This window comes from Nocardiopsis sp. CNZ308, assembly GCF_004217075.1.
This window is the reverse complement of the sequence record NZ_SHKJ01000001.1, coordinates 6632524-6648917: the sequence shown is the minus strand read 5'-3', so window position 1 is coordinate 6648917 and position 16394 is coordinate 6632524. Positions and strand designations below refer to the sequence as shown.

Below are 16394 nucleotides of genomic sequence, written 5' to 3'. Positions count from 1 at the left end.
ACTGTCGGCCGCCGAGCGCGCCACCAGGGGCAAGATCACGGGGAGGATAGGGGCGGGTAAGGGCTCAGACGTCCTTGGTGGTGCCGATGAAGGCCTGCCACTCACCCGAGCCGAAGAAGTGTGCGCCCAGTTCGCGGTGCTTGGTGTCCCGGACTCCGGTGGCCGGTCCTTCCGCGATCTCCGCGCAAGCTCCCCTGTCGTTGGTGTAGCTCGCCTTCCCACGCGGAAGTATGTGATCACCGAATCGTGGTGGACGGCAGTCTCAGTAGTCTCCGCTCGCGAACCACACGAGCGAGAACACGGACAACATGCCGAAGGCGAACGGGATACTCAGTACGGCCGCCCACACCAGGGCCGCGCCCCGGGCGGCCCATCCACGGCACAGCGCCAGGAGGAGCAGTGCCAGAACTCCTTCGAGGAGAAGCACGCCCAGGTGGACTTCCTCCCCACCGGACCTCACGTACGCCCTGACGCTCACCCACAGGAAGACCGCGATCAGCCCTAGGGGAAACCCTGCGGCGAAGGCCCGGACGCCCGTGGCGTGCGAGCGGAACCTGTTGCCGAGAAACCCCAAAAGCGCTCCCGCGACCAACCCGACGGGCACCCAGACCCAGTACTCCCGCATGGTGTAGTCGCCGGCTGCCAGATGGGTGGTGGCCAGGTGTCCGAGAACGGCGGACAGGTACGTGACCGAACCCGCGGTGGCCGCCGCCCGGGAACGGACCGCCGTCCGGCCGATCAGGAGCGGCGGCGCGACGTAGAGGCCGACGGACCATTCCAGGAACGGGAGCCCCTCGGAACTGAGGCCGTCGATGAACACCGCGAGCGCTCCGCAGACCAAGCCCGTTCCCACGGACAGCACCAGGAACAGGCCCAGGTGCCGATCCAGGAAGTCGCGGATGATGGAGGGAGGCTCTCGCCGGGACCTGTCCTCTCCGCCCGCCTGCCCGCTGTGAGGAGAAGGGGTGGAATCCGTGTTCACCGGGGGGTGTCTCCTGTCAGGACCTCGCCCAGATAGCTGAGGGTCTCCTCGTCCGTGAAGTACCCGCTGTGGCCGGTGTCCGCTTCGGGAACGAGTCTGTTGCCCAGTTCCTCGCCGGGGTTGTCCGGGTCCTCGAAGAACCCATCGTCGTGTAGCGGGGTTCCGAAACCGTCGATGAGGAGCCCGAAATCGTCTCTGGCATCCTCGATCCAGTCGTCGTCTCCCTGGATGACGTGCACGTTCTCCTCATCGACGGTGAGGTCGCTGATGTGGTCGACGCTCGCGCCCGCCCCGCCGACGAGAACGAGCGAGTCGACGTCGAGACCGCCACCGATGTGGGGATTGGCCGCGGCACCGGCGATGTAGGCACCGTAGCTGTGCCCCAGAACGGTGTTGTGCGAGGGCTCGTCTCCTTGGTGTGTGGCACGCAGTCCTTCCTGGAACGAGGCGAGGGCTGTGGCGCCGTCCTTCGAGTCCCAGTGAGTGGGCGGCGCGTTGTATCCCATCCAGGTGATCGAGGCGTGCTCACCGTTCGGATCGTTCTCGACCATCTGGTCGTGGAGTGCTTCGGAGCGTTCGATCGGAGTTGCGAGAGTTCCCATGTCGTTGAACATCCCGGGGACCATGGTGGAGACATGGTCCGCCAGGTCGGGGTTGCCGGTGGAGAGTGCTGCCTGCCCTCCCCCGGGGGCGAAGGGATCGAAGTACATGAGGAACTTGTTGTCGTCTCCCTCGGTCGCCTCCTGGATCTCCCGCAACTGCTGGAGAGTGAACGGGTTGTTCCCGACGCCCGGAGAGGAGAAGTGGTCGATCGCCTCCTCGAGCGCCGCGCGGTTCAGCTCGTCCCTGACGACGACGGGTACACCGTCCAAGTTCCGCAGGTCGTCCGGGTACTCCTCCATCGCGTGTTCCCGCTGGTTCGGTGCGAGGGTGGACCACCACTGCGCCACCTCCTCCGGGGGCCAGTCGTCCTGGGGCTTGAAGCCGACCTCTGGATCGGGTACACCACCGAAGAGGTGGATCTCCCTGCCGGTCATGAGGCCCGCGTCCTCGATGCGTTTCCAGGACGCGGCGCTCGGGCCGTTGGTCAGCGCGTCCTTGGCGTCGTCGGTCGCGTCGTCCAGGTCCGATCGCGCCTGTGTGTGCTCACCCAGGAGCCCCTCACGAACCCCGTTCAGGTAGTCCACCTCGGCCTGTTCCTGGGAGACGCCGCTGAACGTCATGGTGTCGGCGCCGAACTCCTCGATTCGCGCCAGAGCCTCGCGCTTGCACTCGCTCCAGCGGGCATGGAGGTCGATGCGCACGCCCCGGTATTCCTCGACGGCGTCGGCGTACAAGGTGAACGTGCCCGAGCCGTGGGTCAGGATTTCGGCCGCGCTCTCCCAGGTCTGGACCTCCTGCGCGGTCGCGTCCTTGATGTCCCAGGCGATCGTGTCGCTGAACTCGTTCGCGGTCGCCCAGAAGCCGGTCTCCAGGTCGGCCGACTGTCCGAGCATCGTGTTCCTGGTGACGAGGAGGCCCGCGGCTCCGTCGCGTAGGGCGCCCTCGTCCGCGTCGACGTCGTCGGGAAGCCCGAGGACCATGGATTCAGGTGACATGTGGCCCTCCCTCAGAAGTTGACCGGTCGGGGAATGGACGGAACAGCGCCTCCGTAGTCCGAGGATGACTGGTGGTCCGTCTCCGAGAATTCACCACCGGCATGCCCGCTCCTCTCGGCGAGGCTCCTGCTGCTCATCACGGCGAGACGAATGCGCTCGTTGCCCTCGATGTCGTAGTCCACCAGGGAACCGCCGAGCTCCGGTGCCCCGGAATAGAGCGGAGAGATGTCGTTCCCGAAGTCTTGGGCGAGTGTGGCCATGCTGTCGGCCGTGTCCGCCGCGCTACCAGCGGAATTCACGGCATCGGCCGGGTTCGCGCCTGCGTCGGCCATGTGTTTCTCCTGGGGGGAGGGAGTGGTCGTGCGCTGATCCTAGCCAAGGAGAGACGTTTCCGAAGACGATGGGGACGGGCCGGCGCGCACGGTTGGCCGGAACGGCGGGCTGTTCCTGGTGAACACTCCAGCTCAACGGCTTTTCTGGTCTCTTCTGAGTTCCGCACGAGAGAAGAGGACGATTTTCTGTCTTTCACGAGTGAGACGCCCTGGCCTGCGGGATTCCGGTATCCGGCGCCAGGCGCCGAGGCCGTGGAATATGGCCGCATTCGGCCATTCCGCGCCTCCATGGCAAGGCCGCTCCGGGTGTGGGTGCCGGTACGGCCATTCCTGGTATTTCGTGGCCCTGTCCCGGCCAGCGGTGAGTGCTCCGGGGGCCTACGCCGGTCCGGTTTCCCCGCACCGCGATGTCGTAGGAGCACCGTAGGTTGCCGGTCATGAGTTCTGGACTGATGGCCTACAGCGTCGACCCCGACAGGATCTCCTCACAAGTCGACGCCCTGGACGACCACTCCATGCGCGAGTCCGTGCACACCGTCCTGGAGTGGGTTCGCGCGGCGGCCGAACGGAACCACGGGATCGTCGGCTTCTACCACTGAGGGTCCCGCCAGCGGTCCCGCGGCCCTTGGACCGCCCCTTTAGACTCGGCCAGCACCCCTTGTTCCCCCGTATGAGAGGCCTTCGTGCCAGCGACCGTCACAGGCCCGGTCTGGGCCGGTAGAGGACTGGACCAACGAGGCGGAATCGACCCGCTCAGGGTGGCCCGTCCCGTTCTGGACACCGTGGACCGGCTGCTTCCGGGAGTCTCCACGCTGACCCACTTCGCCCGCCCCTACGCGTTCTACGCGGCTCTGGCCGAGCACTGCGCACGTGTGGACACCGACGAGGAACAGCGGATCCTGCTCCTGCGCCGGGGTGAGGTGCTGATGGCGGCCGTCACGGCTGCCTGCCAGGACGCCGGGCACGTCCACGACCGCGTGACCGGGGGCAAACCGCACGGCACCGACGGGGTCCGGCCGCACCTGGGCGAGGACGGGCTGGACCTGGCCGCCTGCGCGGCGGCTCACAGCACCGATGCGCCGATCCGCAGCTACTCGCCGCGCAGACTCGGGTTCTGGTCCGACTACAGGGGACCGTGCCTGTCCCTGGGGGTGGCCGCCGGAGGCGACGCCCTCCCGACGCCCGGTCGGCACACGTGCCCCGAACCGGTCCGTGAGGTGTTCGCCCCGCTGTTCGAGGCGACCGCGCACGACCACCTGTCCCGTGACCGCCTGGTCGCGCTGGCCCAGGTGGGGGCGCACCACCTCACCGAAGCCGAGGTCCCGTGGTTGGCGGGTCTGTTCACCGCATCCGAACAGGGAGTCCACGACCCCGACTCCTGGGAGCACGAGGACCTGCACCGGCGCGCTGCCCTGCGGATCCTGGGACGTACCGCCGAGCTCTACCGCGTGCGTACGGACTGGTCCTGGGAGTGGGACTGGGAGCGGGCCTTCCGCGCCGCCGTCGCCTACGGGGACACCGCGGTGACCGATCCAGTCCTGGGCGCCCACCCCCAGGCTCTGGGCTGGCGCGGAACCCTGCTGCGCCGGTTCTCGGTGGGGGCCTGGCGGCGGCTGTGGTCGTTCGTGACCGGTTGCATGAACGACGGGGACTCCGGGTCGGGCTCGACCGAGGACGAACTCCGTGACCGGGTGGCGTCGCTGATGCCGGACACGAGTGTGCGGGCGTTCGCGCAGGACCTGCCCGACACCACCGGGGTCGGGCATCCGGTCGCCGCCGAGGAGGGCCTCCTCGACACCGGCGACGGGGACGAACCACGGCTCAACGTCGAGTTGCTGCTGTTGGGCGCTCGCAGAGCCGGGGAGCTGGAGGGGGACGTCCACCGGGCCTTCCTGGGGCAGGCCAAGGAGTTCCTGAACCCCCTGTGGGTGGCCCAGCGCCGGGACGACCTGTGGGACCGGCCCGTCGCCGAGTTCGCCGCCGGGCTGGTCTCGGACATGCTCCACCAGTCCCAGAGGGTCGCCCGGGAGAAGACGAGGATCGGGGACGACGGCGGGATCACCGTGTTCTCCAAGGTCCACGAGCGCAACGGCAGGTACTACAGCACCGGCGACGAGGGCCGGGGCGAACCGGCCACACGGATCAACGAGATGGCCGGTCTGGCCCTGCAGCTGGGGCTGATCAGTGAGGACCGGGGACCCGCCGGAGCCCTGACCGACACCGGCGCGAGGCTGCTGGAGGTGGCCGGATGAGCCTGTACTCCCCGCTGAGCCTGCTCCACGAGTGGAACGAGCGCACCGACCGCGCTCCGCTGCGCGAGTTCCTGCTCACCGGGTTCACCATGGACCTGCCCTTCCTGGAACGCGCCGCGGTACCCATGGCCCGCGGTCTGGGCGCGGCCGTCACCCTGGTCGGCGACGCCGCCCAGAGCAGGCACGACCCCGTGGACGTGCGTAGGGCCGGACGCGACTACACGCACGCCCTGGCCTCCTGCGGGGGTTCGGCCTTCCACCCCAAGCTGGCGCTGCTGCTCGGCGACCACGAGGTGGTGGCGGCGATCGGCTCGGGCAACCCGACCCTGGCCGGGTGGGGGCACAACGACGAGCTGTGGACGGTGTTGCGCGGCGGTCCCGACGGGATGCCCTGGGAGCTGACCGAACTGGCCGCGTGGTTGCGCGGGTGCGCCGGAACGGGGGCCCTACGCCTTCCTGGGTACATGGGGGATCGGCTGGGGGAGGTGGCCGGCCACCTGGAGGAGTTGCTGCTGTCCGGCCGACCGGACGAGACCGGGGCCCGGGTGGTGCACAACCTCGATCTGGAGCTGATCGAACAGCTGGACGCGGGGCCCGTGGACGAGTTGTGCTTGTACGCGCCGTTCGTCGACCCCGGCGCCCGCGCTTTGCGGGCCCTGGTGGAGCGGCTGGACCCGGCCCGGGTGGTGCTGGGGGTGCAGGAGTCCTCAGGCAGTTACGACGGTGACGCCCTCGCTCGGGCGCTCGCCGGCACCGACGCCGAACTCCGCCTCCTGGAGGAGAAGGTGCCCCGCCACGGCAAGCTCGTGGAGTGGTCGGCGGGGGAGGGGCGGTGGGCGCTGACCGGCAGTGCCAACCTCACCGGGGCCGCGCTGTTGCGCTCCACCCGCGCGGGCGGCAACTGCGAGCTGGGCACGGTCGTCCCGGTCGGCGCCTCCCTGATGCCCGAGGCCACGGCTCTTCCCGTCTCCCGGCTGGCGGGGGTCAACACCATCGGGCGGTTCGAGCGTGGACACGCTCCCGGAGTGCCCGTGCCGCTGGGGGCCTTCCTGAAGGGGGAGAGCCTGGTGGTGACCCTGGCCGACGCCCACTCCGCGGACGTCGTGGTCGAGTCCTCCCGGCACGGTTCCCCCGGGACCTGGGAGGACGTGGGCACGATCCGGGCCGGTGAGACGGAGGGGACCTTCGCCACCTGGGGCGGGGGCGGGCTGGTGGTACGGGTGCGTGTACCCGACGGCAGAGCCTCCGCACCGGTGTTCACCGTCGACCCGAGGAGGTGCGCACGGCCGTCCGGGGAGGATTCCAGGCCGCGGATGCGCCGTGCCCACACCGAGGAGTCGCTGTTCGACGGCGAATCGGAGCGGGAGTTCCAGCGGGACATCCTGCGCCTGGCGGAGGAGTTGGCCTCGCACGGCCTGGCCGGTACGGCGCCCCGGGGAACGGCAGCCGCCGAGAACCGTTCCGACACCGTCGAGGCCTCGGCCGGGGACCGGTGGACGGAGTACCTCGAAGACTGCGAGAGGACCTTCGGTGTCCCGCTGACGGTGAGTATGCTCGGCCACCGAATCCCTGCCGCGAGCCCGGACGGATCGAAGGCGGGGGAGGAGCGTTGGAACCTGGCCGGGGCCCGGGAGGAGGACGAGGAGGGCGTCCAGGAGGAGGCTGCGCGGGCCGTGCAGGAAGAGCGGGCGCCCGGGAAAGGCTTGACCGAGCAGGAGAAGCGCAGATGGCGCGGATGGACCAGACGCGCGGTGAACGCCTGTGTCCCCGACGAGGGTGCTCCCGTGCCACCCCTTCCGGTGCGGCTCCTGGTGACCCGTGTGGTGGTCCGGCTGCTCGGCGCGGGCGTCTGGAACAGCGAAGACGAGTCCTGGCGTCCCGAGCTGGCCCGGCTCGCCCTCGGCCTGGTCCGCGAGGAGGAGGCGATCCCCGACCGGGCCCTCGAACAGGCCTGTCTGGTGACCGCCGTGTGCGCCGGACTGCTGGTGGAGGACGTCCCGCTCAACGCCGGGACCTCAAGATCCCAGGAGGCCCGCACCACCTGGTCCCGGTTGCGCGAGCGGGTCGCCTTGGCCGACTCCGGACTCGACTCGGGGCTGCTCCTCGTACCCGGGGCACCCCACGCCCGGGTGCTCGGTCCGGCCGGGCTCGAACGGGTCATACGGCTGGCTTGGGAGGACGACCCCCTGGTCCACGTGCGCGAGGAACTGCTGGAGACGTCGGGCTGGACCCTGGAGACCGACTCCGGGGTGCACCGGGTCCACGGGGACTTCACCAACCCGGTTCCGGTGGCCGCCCGGGTCGCCGAGATCCTGGAGGAGCACGTCGGGCCGGTGATCGTGCATGCCCAAGGGCCCAAGGCGTGGGCCCTGCTGGTCTGGAGCAGGCCGAGGATGCTGCTCGCCTCCCGTCCCAGGGGGAGCGCCTGGCGGCTGTACCGCGTCGACCCGCCCGCCACCCCCTCCTCCCGCCTGGGCGGCGAGGGCCTGTCGCGGGTGGGGCTCCTGCGCACCAGCGCGCCGCTGCACCTGTCTCCGCACCCGGACGTGAGCGCCTTCCTGGAGAGCCTCGGTACCGGCCACATCGCCCTGTTGGAGAAGGTGGGCTTCCTCCACGAACCGCTCTGAACCGAAACGGGCCCGCGTGACATCGCACCCGGATACCACCGGAACCGCGCCGGACCTCCTCGGGAAGCTCTGGCGCAGCGCCGTGCGCGGAGCCGGTCGAAGGGCGTGAACCGTGTGCCGGGACGGCGCCGTGTCTTCTCCGCGCTCCCGGGAGCCGGGAGACGAGCCGCGGGTCATCCGGGCTGCCGGGTGCCGCTTCGACGACCGAGACTTTATTGTTAACTATATTCACAATCTGAGTGTGTATCTTAGTTTCAATGACGTCGCGGCAGTCCTCGATGATGTGACGGTGGCGTGGGCCTTCGGGTTGACCCGGCTCGGCTGTCCGTTCCCAGACAGGGCTTTGGTCCTGAAAGGGATGCGGTCCCGTCGCGGCGGATCGGAGGAAGCGGTGACGAAGGAGAGGACCGCCCCGGAGAACGGCCGTCCTCCCCCCTTCCCCTTCCCCCTGCCCTCTCCGGAGCGGCGCCTCGCACTCCCGCATCGGAGGTACGCATGTTCACCCACGGCCGCCTGACCCGAGGCCAGGGAACCGATTCGCGGCGGATGCTGTTCGCCGTCCTGGACGTGGAGACCACCGGGCTCGACCCCCGCAGGGGGCACCGGATCTGTGAGGTGGCCGTGGTGCGCATGCGCGGCGACGGCACGGTCGTCGACGAGTACGCGACCCTGGTCGATCCCGGGCGCCCCCTCGCGGGGGAGGAGTTCCACGGCATCACCCCCGCCCAGGCGGCCGACGCGCCCGCCTTCGCCGACATCGCCGGCGACCTGGTGGCCTACCTGTCCGACGCGGTGGTCGTCGCGCACAACCTGCCCTTCGAGGAGAGGTTCCTGGAAGCGGAGTTCCAGGCCCTGGGCATGCGCCCCTCCGGGCTGCCCGGGCTGTGCACGCTCCAGGCCTTCCGCGTCCACCTGGACCGGTACGCCTACCGCCAGCACCAGCTCTACCAGCTGATGACCGGGGAGTGGATGCAGGGGCAGCACCACGCCCTGGCCGACGCGCGCCACCTCGCCCGCATGCTCTCGATACTGGTGAACGAGAGCCCGCAGCCGCTCGCCTGGTCCGGGGCCGGACCGGTGGCCGCGCCGCAGGTGCCCCGCAGCGGACGGATCGCTCCGCGCACCAGCGACCTGCGCAAGGGGCAGGAGGGGTGGCTGGCCAACCTGGCCGCCGGACTGCCCGACATGAACCCCTCGCCCCGCCCCCACCCCCAGGGCGTGGCCGCCTACCGTTCCATGCTGGGGCACGCCCTCGCGGACGGGAGGATCGTCGGTGACGAGGCGCAGCGGCTGGCCCTGCTCGCCACCCGGGCCGGGTTCACCCGGTCCACGGTGCTCCGGGTGCACGAGCAGGTGCTCCTGGAGGCACGCGCCCGCGCCGAGGCCGACGGGCGGGTCACCTCCACCGAGCTCAGGGAGTTGGAGAAGGCCGCCAGGAACCTGGGCGCGGGACACGTCATCCGGGACCTGCTCTACGTCGCCGACCAGGAGAAGGCGCGCAGGAACGGCCCGCTCAAGGGCTGGCGCGTCGTTCCCGTGGGGGAGGACGGGTCGGTGAACGCGGTCGTGGACTTCGCGGTGTCCCACGGCGCGACGGTCGGGGTCAACGTCACCAAGACGGTGCGGCTGGTCATCGCCGAACCCGGAGCGGACGACGCCAAGGTCCGCAAGGCCCGGGAGACGGGCATCCGGGTGGCGACCCCCGCCGAGGCCTGGGACCTGCTGAAGGCGGCCGTCGACAAGGCGGAGCGCGGCCTGTTCGACGACGGGACCGGGGTGATGGTCGCCGCCCAGCTCCGGGCCGAGCAGCGGGAGGACGCGGACAGGAGGCCCTGGCAGGCGTTCTGGCGTCCCCGGGAGCTGTCGGACCGGCAGTACCACGAACAGTTCGTGGCGCCCTTCGAACGCCGTGACCGTGCCGCGTCACACGAGCGCCGATCGGATCGGGGACCCCACAGGATCAACGCCCGCATCACCGTGGAGCCGCAGAAGAAGAGCGGCGGCTGCGCTGGCGCGGCGCTGCTCTTCATGGCCACGGGAGCGGCGGTCGCGGTCTCGGGTCTGCTGCCCTTCTGGACGTGACCGCAGGGGTCCGCCGGTTCGCCGCGCACCGCACCGGGCCCACCCAGGCAGGGAAGGGAGGACAGGAGCCCCCACGGGGCGTCCGCCGAACAGGGAGCGCTTCGCCCGACAGCGGGAAAAGGAGCACTTCGGTGTTCTCCTCGCCGGAGGAACCTCCCCGTCCGGGGCTGCCCGGAATGTGTTTCGCTCGTTCCACCGTTGGCGGGGACGGGCTATTCCGGGATGCCTGAAGTCATCGGGGGCGCCGTTATAACGAATGTGTCGACCTGTGGATACCCTCCTTTCCCCCTTGCTAGGGTTCGCTGACCGGGTTGCCGTAGAAGGGCCGTTATGGAATTCGAAGAGAAGGTTTCCGCGCTCAGCGCCAAGGTGCAGAAGCAGCGTGATATGACGCAGACCGAGGAGGCGGCCAAGAACGCCTTCGTCATGCCCTTCATCGCGACCGTTCTCGGATACGACGTCTTCGATCCGCGCGAGGTGGTGCCCGAGTTCACCGCGGACGTCGGTATGAAGAAGGGCGAGAAGGTCGACTACGCCATCATGCGCGACAATGAGGTGCAGATGCTCGTCGAGTGCAAGAAGGCGAACGGTGAGTTGCGGATCGAGCACGCCTCGCAGCTCTACCGCTACTTCTCCGTCACCAACGCGCGGATCGCGGTTCTCACCAACGGTGTGGAGTACCAGTTCTACACCGACCTCGAAGCACCGAACCGCATGGACTCCAAGCCGTTCATGGTGCTCGACCTCGGCGACGTGGACCAGACCCTGCTTCCGGAGCTCCACAAGCTGACGAAGGCCTCCTTCGACCTGACCTCGGTGATCGACGCGGCGGAGAAGCTCAAGTACCTCGGGGCCATCAAGCGCGCTCTGGCCGACCAGTTCCAGGACCCCGAGGACGAGTGGGTGAAGTTCTTCGCCAGCCGCGTCTACGACAAGTCCTTCACCAAGCGGGCCCGCGAGCAGTTCACACCGCTCGTCAAGGAGGCCACCGCCGCCTTCCTCGACGACCAGGTCAACGTCCGGCTGAAGAAGGCTCTGGAGTCCACGCGCCCCCAGCAGGAGGAGACGGCGCCGGTCAGCAGTGGGGACGTCGCGGAGGAGGACCTGGAGCGCGGGACCAGCATCGAGACCACTCTGGAGGAGCTGGAGGGCTACCAGGTGGTCAAGGCCATCGCGTGCAGCGAGGTCAAGCCGCAGCGGGTCACGCAACGGGACTCCAAGAGCTACTTCGCCGTCCTGCTGGACGACAACAACCGGAAGCCGATCGCGCGTTTGCACTTCAACGCCAGGTCGAAGAAGTACCTCGGCACCTTCGACGCCGACAAGAACGAGACCCGCCACCCCCTGGCGTCGATCGACGAGATCTACCTCCACGCGGAGAAGATCCGCGAGGCGGTGCGCAACTACCTCGTCTGAGGTCCGGGCGGTCCCGTCCGGCGGCCGTACGGCCTCGGGCCGCTCCTTCTCAGGCCAGGCCCGGAAGGAGGGGCCCACGTTCATGCGCGCGTTCCGGCAGGCCGCCCACGCCCGGGCCGACGTCTGCGTCGGCGCCCTGGACGACAACGCCTGGCTGGTCCGCCTCACCGTCCGGCTCCGACCGGACGACCGCTCCGGCCCTCCCGCGCGGGGCCACCGGTCCGGTCGCGGGCATCCGCCGGGCCGCGGCGGGGCGCCGTGCGATCCCCACTCCCCGGAAGCCCCTCCTGGCCCATTCGGGGTGGAAGGCGACCGGCCCAGCCGTCGGCCGTCCAGCAGAGGAAGGAATTCCGGAAAGGAACGGCAAGCGCAGGAATCCCCCTTCCGCCTTCCCCGCCGCTCATACAACATCGAACGGAATCCGGCCACGGGGTCTGTGGGTTGCTTTTCTGGCCGGAAGCGGTCACGGAAATATGCGATGTGACCCTTTGCGCGCCGTGGGGTCCATGTTTTTTCATGAACTGGCAAGTAACCCCCGCTACCCCCTGAGGATCCCCATGACCAACACCCACAGGTCAGGTCCGGACAGGCGCGGCATCCTGCGCGCGGCCACCATCGCCTCAGCCACCGCCGCCCTCGGTGCGGTCGGCGCCACGAGCGCCTTCGCCCGACCGGCCGACACGAGCGCCGCCGTCCAGGCGGCCCAGCCGTACCTGTACTGGCGGGGCGCCTGGGGCGCACGCCCGCCGAGCAGCCCCATCCAGGTCCTGGCCGCCGCGCCCCGTTACATCGTGGTCCACCACACCGCGACGCCCAACAGCACCAACTACTCCCTCGACCACGCCCTGAACCTGTCCAGGTCGATCCAGAACCACCACATGGACACCAACGGGTGGAGCGACACCGGTCAGCAGCTCACCATCAGCCGCGGCGGCTACGTCATGGAGGGGCGCGACCGCACACCGGAGGCCATCGCGGCGGGTAACCACGTCGTGGGCGCCCACGTGGCCAACCACAACAACACCTGCATCGGCATCGAGAACGAGGGCCTGTACACGAGCGTGGGCCCGACCGCCGCCCTGACCGACGCGCTGGTGCAGACCCTGGCGTGGCTGTGCGGCGCCTACGGGCTCAACCCCCACGGCGCCATCCTGGGCCACCGCGACTTCAACGCCACCGCCTGCCCCGGCGACGTGCTGTACTCCAGGCTCCCCGAGCTGCGCGACAGGGCCGCCCAGACGATGCGTGCCCGGGGCATCGCCGTCGCCGCCCGCCAGGAGCCGGGCGAGGACGGTCCCACCTACCCGCCCGTTCCCGACGACGAGCCGGAGCGCGAGTTCTACCACGGGCCCGCACGGGGCCCGGACGACTTCTCCCGATAGGCACTGTTCCCAAGCACCGCCGCCGGTGCGTCGACGGCACCTGGCGGAGAATCGCCGACCGGTCGCGGATCGACGCCGCCGACGCGGAAGAGCCCGTCGCGAGCGTGGACACCACCACGGTACGAGCCCGCTCCCACGCCGCGCGGGGTCGTCCGTCATCCCCGGGGTCCCCGGGGCTCCCGGGAAGCGTTCTCCGCCCGGTGCCAGGCCCGCCACGCGAGATAGGAGAAGGGAAGGACCACCAGGAAATCGACGACGTAGGCGACCCATTCGAGTCGCAGGACCCGACCCACCGGGAAGGCGACGGCCGCGATACAGATGAATACGGCGGCCCATCGGGGTGCGACCCCGGTCCATCCGATCATCATGCCGAAAAGAAGGATGGAGAGAGGGAAGGCCGGGCCGGGGAGCCAGAGCACGAGAAGGCTCTGCGGAGGATATTCGGAGAAGCTGTCGAGCGCGATCCTGTCGACCACTCCGAGCGCTTCCTCGAAGAAGCCCTGAAGGCCGAACGAGATGCTTCCGAACATCCCCGCCAGGAGCAGCAGGAGCCAGATCCCCGCGGTCTTGGGGATGTGCGCGCAGCTGCTCGTACTCCCCGAGGAGGCCGTACACCCAGGGGACCATGGACAGCGAAATCAGCATCCCGCCGTTCACGCCGTAATGTCCATTGTTCCAGAAGAACGGCGATGCGGCAAAAACGACCGGGCCGAAAAAAAGTGCCAGCGCTTGCAATCTTTGTATGAGCATGGGGCCATAATATGGATCGTGGCTTCTTTTTCAAGCATGCACTCGGGCGGAATATCCGCATGACCGCAGGGGATCGGACATTAGCGGCAAATAGTTCATCGACTCGCGGAACCGAGCGGGAGGAGTCCGTCGTCCTCGGGAGAAACGCGGATCGGTCGCACACCCCCGCGGCGCCTGCCGTCCGCGGTGCCCGGCGGGTCGCCGTCCGGGTCGCCGGGAATCCTGACGAATCCCGGACACCGGGAGCGGGAAACCGGCATCCTTGTGGGTGGTGTCGGCCCCCGCCTCCGGGGCTGCGCACCCGCCCCCCGGGTGCGAGCCGGCTCCAGGCGGCGATGCGGGCCTTCGATGTCATGAGGTTGCGAGATGAACGTTCAACTGTCGGTGCACGGACCCACCAGTGACGCCGAGTTCAGGTCCCTGTACCGGTGGCTGAGGGGCGAGGCCGGGAACCTGCGCGCCGCGGGCGTCACCATGGAGCACACGGGCGGATCTCTCGACGAGCCCGACGTCATGGGCGGCGCCTTCGAGGTCGTCCAGTTCGTCTGTGACTTCGGAGCCCAGTACGGCGCGCTCGCCGTGGCCATCGCGTCCTGGCGGCGCGCGCACCCGGCCCGTTCCTCGTTCACCTTCGAGCGCGACGGTGTCAAGATCACCCTCACCGAAGCCGAACTCGACGACCTGCCCACGGTGCTGCGCGCCCTGGAGGAACTCCGGGACGCGGACGAGCCGGAGGACGGGGAGTGACGGAGCAGGCCACGTCGAAGCCGTCCGACGCGGAGCGGCCGGACACCGCGGGCGGTGGGCGGGGCCGGTTGGACCCCGCCCGGTCGGCCTGTGTCCTGATCGGGGTAGACGCCTACCAGAACCTGCCGGATCTGCGCTCGGTGCCGCGGAACCTGAAGGATCTGGAACGAGCACTGGCGGACACCGACCTCTGGGGCGTTCCCGAGGACCGGCGCTGGGTGGTGCGCAACCCCTCCCTGCCGGGCGAGCTGACCGGGCCGATCTACGACGCCGCGGACAAGGCCGAGGACACCCTGCTCGTCTACTACGCCGGGCACGGCCTCCTGGAGATCCGCGACGACCAGCTCTACCTGACGCTCTCCAGCTCGGTGCGCGACCGCAGCGAGACCTCGCTCGCCTACGGTGTGCTGCGCGACATCCTCAGGGAGTCCCGGAAGAGCGTCAAGCGCCAGATCGTGATCCTCGACTGCTGTTACAGCGGCAGGGCGCTCGACGGAGTGATGACCGGGAACGGGGCGACGGTCCCGGAGAAGCAGCAGATCGAGATCGAGGGCTCCTACGTCCTGACCTCCACCACCGGGAGCGGTCAGGCCAAGGCCCCTCCGGAGGCGAGGCACACCGCCTTCACCGGTGAGCTCATCGATATCCTGACCAGCGGCGACCCCGGGAACAAGCAGCAGGAACTGCTCACCCTCAACCAGATCTACCGCCTGCTGAGGGCGAGGCTCGCCGACAAGGGCCTCCCGGAGCCGCAGCGGATGGACCGGAACGGCGTCGGCGACCTGCTCTTCGTGCGCAACCGGCAGGGCCCGCGTCCCCCCGTACCGGTCCCCGCGGCGCTGCCGCGCCGCACGATGGCCTCCCTGGCCGCCGCGACCCTGGTCCCCGGCCTCCTCCTCGGAGGGCTGGGCGGCTACCAGCTCCGCGAGTGGACGGACCCGCGCTTCGGCGCCGCACCGTTTCCCGGCCCCTGCGACACGCACGGCCGGGCGCGGCTCCTCGACGTCTCCGACCAGCTCGACCAGCCGCCCGAGAACGAACACCTGGGGAGCCCGGTCGAGGGCCTGTCCGCCCTCGCCCTCACCGGCGGCGACTCCGAGGCCCTCGTGATCCGCGACAACGAGCCCGCGCAGTTCTTCACCCTCGGGCTCGGCGCCCCCGAGGCCCTGGCCCCCACCGTCACGGGGATGCAGGTCCTCTACGGCCCGGACGGCGAGTCCTTCGACGCGTTCGACGGCGAAGGTCTGGTCGTGGAGAACGGCGGTGAGAGCATCCTGGTCGCGGCCGAGCACGAACCGTCCATCCGCCGTTTCGGGACCGCCGACGGCGGGCAGATCGGTGACCCCCTCCCGCTGCCGGAGGCCTTCCTCCCGGCCCCTCTCGGCCAGGCGCAGCCCGGACGCAACCTCGAATCCCTGACCGCCACCCCGGACGGCGCCCACCTGTTCGCGGGTATGGAGGGCCCGCTCTTCGGCGACGCGGACGTGCACGGCCGCCACCAGCTGCGTATCCAGCGCTACCGGGGCGAGCCCGGAGGCTCCTACGCACTCGACCGCCAGTACGGGTACCAGACGGAGGTGGGCCTCTACCTCGCGGAGCTGGCGGCGATCGACGAGAACCACCTGCTCGCCCTCGAACGCGGTTACCTCGGCGGGCTCGGCAACGCCATCCGCGTGTACGAGGTGAACCTCGGCGCCGCCCAGGACGTGACCGGCAGAACGCTCAGCAGGAACGCCGGTGACCTCCTGGCCCACAAGGAACTCCTGTTCGACATGGCGGACTGCCCTGAGGGCGACATCGTCTCCGACGAGACCCAGCAGAACCAGATCCTGGCCAACGTCGAGGGCATGGCCCTGGGCCCCGTGATGAAGCAGGCCCCCTACGAGGGCCGCCGCGTGCTGTACCTGGTCTCCGACGACAACGGACGCCACACCCAGGCGACCAGGCTCTACTCGCTCGCGGTCGACCTGGGCTGACCCGGGAGCGGCGGGGCGCCGACGCCACCGGAGGTGCGCGGGCCGCACACGGCCCGAAGGAGCCGGAAGGCGTGTCGGTCCCCCACCGGAGGGCGGACACAGCGGCCCGCGTGCGCCGGGGCGCCGGTTCCGGGGCTCACCTCGCCCGCTGGTCGCCATGACCCCGGGGACATGACCCCGGGGAAACGAAACGGGGGACGGTTCGCGGTCCCGCCGGTGCGCCCCCGGGCACCGCCTTCGGGTGCGTTCT

At 69.8% G+C, this 16394-nt stretch carries 13 protein-coding genes; 8 read left to right on the top strand and 5 right to left on the bottom strand.

Annotated features, from left to right (window positions below; all coding sequences use genetic code 11):
* Positions 1-64: 64 nt before the first annotated feature.
* From EV372_RS28585 to EV372_RS28570, 4 genes are all read right to left on the bottom strand, one after another.
* Positions 65-232, bottom strand: coding sequence for a DUF397 domain-containing protein (locus EV372_RS28585; RefSeq protein WP_130399166.1), 168 nt, complete (start codon positions 230-232; stop codon positions 65-67).
* Between the two features lie 30 nt (positions 233-262).
* Positions 263-853: a DUF6518 family protein gene (locus tag EV372_RS28580; protein ID WP_372497204.1), complete on the bottom strand. Its 591-nt coding sequence runs from the start codon at positions 851-853 to the stop codon at positions 263-265.
* A 125-nt stretch (positions 854-978) separates the two neighbouring features.
* The gene (locus EV372_RS28575) at positions 979-2580 is read right to left on the bottom strand and encodes an alpha/beta fold hydrolase (RefSeq protein ID WP_130398631.1); all 1602 of its coding nucleotides are present in this window, start codon (positions 2578-2580) and stop codon (positions 979-981) included.
* Between the two features lie 11 nt (positions 2581-2591).
* A complete protein-coding gene (locus tag EV372_RS28570; RefSeq protein WP_130398630.1) occupies positions 2592-2912 on the bottom strand; it encodes a hypothetical protein in 321 nt (106 codons plus the stop codon).
* 437 nt (positions 2913-3349) lie between these two features.
* Here EV372_RS28570 and EV372_RS29200 point away from each other — a divergent pair, with 437 nt between their 5' ends.
* The 6 genes from EV372_RS29200 to EV372_RS28545 all read left to right on the top strand — a co-directional run bounded on the left by EV372_RS29200 (position 3350) and on the right by EV372_RS28545 (position 12671).
* Entirely contained in the window at positions 3350-3511 is a 162-nt protein-coding gene (locus EV372_RS29200) for a hypothetical protein (protein WP_156095253.1), read from the top strand.
* A gap of 159 nt (positions 3512-3670) precedes the next feature.
* Positions 3671-5164: a hypothetical protein gene (locus EV372_RS28565; protein ID WP_130398629.1), complete on the top strand. Its 1494-nt coding sequence runs from the start codon at positions 3671-3673 to the stop codon at positions 5162-5164.
* The gene (locus EV372_RS29590) at positions 5161-7791 is read left to right on the top strand and encodes a phospholipase D-like domain-containing protein (RefSeq protein WP_486484075.1); all 2631 of its coding nucleotides are present in this window, start codon (positions 5161-5163) and stop codon (positions 7789-7791) included. Before EV372_RS28565 ends, EV372_RS29590 begins: the two co-directional genes overlap by 4 nt.
* 495 nt (positions 7792-8286) lie before the next feature.
* Positions 8287-9873, top strand: coding sequence for a 3'-5' exonuclease (locus EV372_RS28555; protein WP_130398628.1), 1587 nt, complete (start codon positions 8287-8289; stop codon positions 9871-9873).
* 330 nt (positions 9874-10203) lie between these two features.
* The gene (locus EV372_RS28550) at positions 10204-11289 is read left to right on the top strand and encodes a type I restriction endonuclease (protein WP_130398627.1); all 1086 of its coding nucleotides are present in this window, start codon (positions 10204-10206) and stop codon (positions 11287-11289) included.
* Between the two features lie 557 nt (positions 11290-11846).
* Entirely contained in the window at positions 11847-12671 is an 825-nt protein-coding gene (locus EV372_RS28545; RefSeq protein WP_130398626.1) for a peptidoglycan recognition protein family protein, read from the top strand.
* A 155-nt stretch (positions 12672-12826) separates the two neighbouring features.
* Here the strand turns inward: EV372_RS28545 and EV372_RS29290 are convergent, their stop codons facing one another.
* Positions 12827-13201 (bottom strand): hypothetical protein, encoded by a 375-nt coding sequence (locus EV372_RS29290; protein ID WP_197044339.1) that lies wholly within the window; start codon positions 13199-13201, stop codon positions 12827-12829.
* Positions 13202-13787: 586 nt separating this feature from the next.
* Here EV372_RS29290 and EV372_RS28535 point away from each other — a divergent pair.
* Together EV372_RS28535 and EV372_RS28530 are read left to right on the top strand one after the other, a co-directional pair.
* A complete protein-coding gene (locus EV372_RS28535; RefSeq protein WP_013153739.1) occupies positions 13788-14168 on the top strand; it encodes an effector-associated constant component EACC1 in 381 nt (126 codons plus the stop codon).
* Positions 14165-16144: a caspase, EACC1-associated type gene (locus EV372_RS28530; RefSeq protein ID WP_130398625.1), complete on the top strand. Its 1980-nt coding sequence runs from the start codon at positions 14165-14167 to the stop codon at positions 16142-16144. Before EV372_RS28535 ends, EV372_RS28530 begins: the two co-directional genes overlap by 4 nt.
* The last annotated feature ends 250 nt before the right edge of the window (positions 16145-16394 follow it).

Coding starts and splice junctions, on each gene's coding strand:
- EV372_RS28575 (WP_130398631.1), bottom strand. CDS start 2,580: ATGTCACCTGAATCCATGGTCCTCGGGCTTCCCGACGACGTCGACGCG.
- EV372_RS29590 (WP_486484075.1), top strand. CDS start 5,161: ATGAGCCTGTACTCCCCGCTGAGCCTGCTCCACGAGTGGAACGAGCGC.
- EV372_RS28570 (WP_130398630.1), bottom strand. CDS start 2,912: ATGGCCGACGCAGGCGCGAACCCGGCCGATGCCGTGAATTCCGCTGGT.
- EV372_RS28545 (WP_130398626.1), top strand. CDS start 11,847: ATGACCAACACCCACAGGTCAGGTCCGGACAGGCGCGGCATCCTGCGC.
- EV372_RS29200 (WP_156095253.1), top strand. CDS start 3,350: ATGAGTTCTGGACTGATGGCCTACAGCGTCGACCCCGACAGGATCTCC.
- EV372_RS29290 (WP_197044339.1), bottom strand. CDS start 13,201: ATGTTCGGAAGCATCTCGTTCGGCCTTCAGGGCTTCTTCGAGGAAGCG.
- EV372_RS28555 (WP_130398628.1), top strand. CDS start 8,287: ATGTTCACCCACGGCCGCCTGACCCGAGGCCAGGGAACCGATTCGCGG.
- EV372_RS28550 (WP_130398627.1), top strand. CDS start 10,204: ATGGAATTCGAAGAGAAGGTTTCCGCGCTCAGCGCCAAGGTGCAGAAG.
- EV372_RS28535 (WP_013153739.1), top strand. CDS start 13,788: ATGAACGTTCAACTGTCGGTGCACGGACCCACCAGTGACGCCGAGTTC.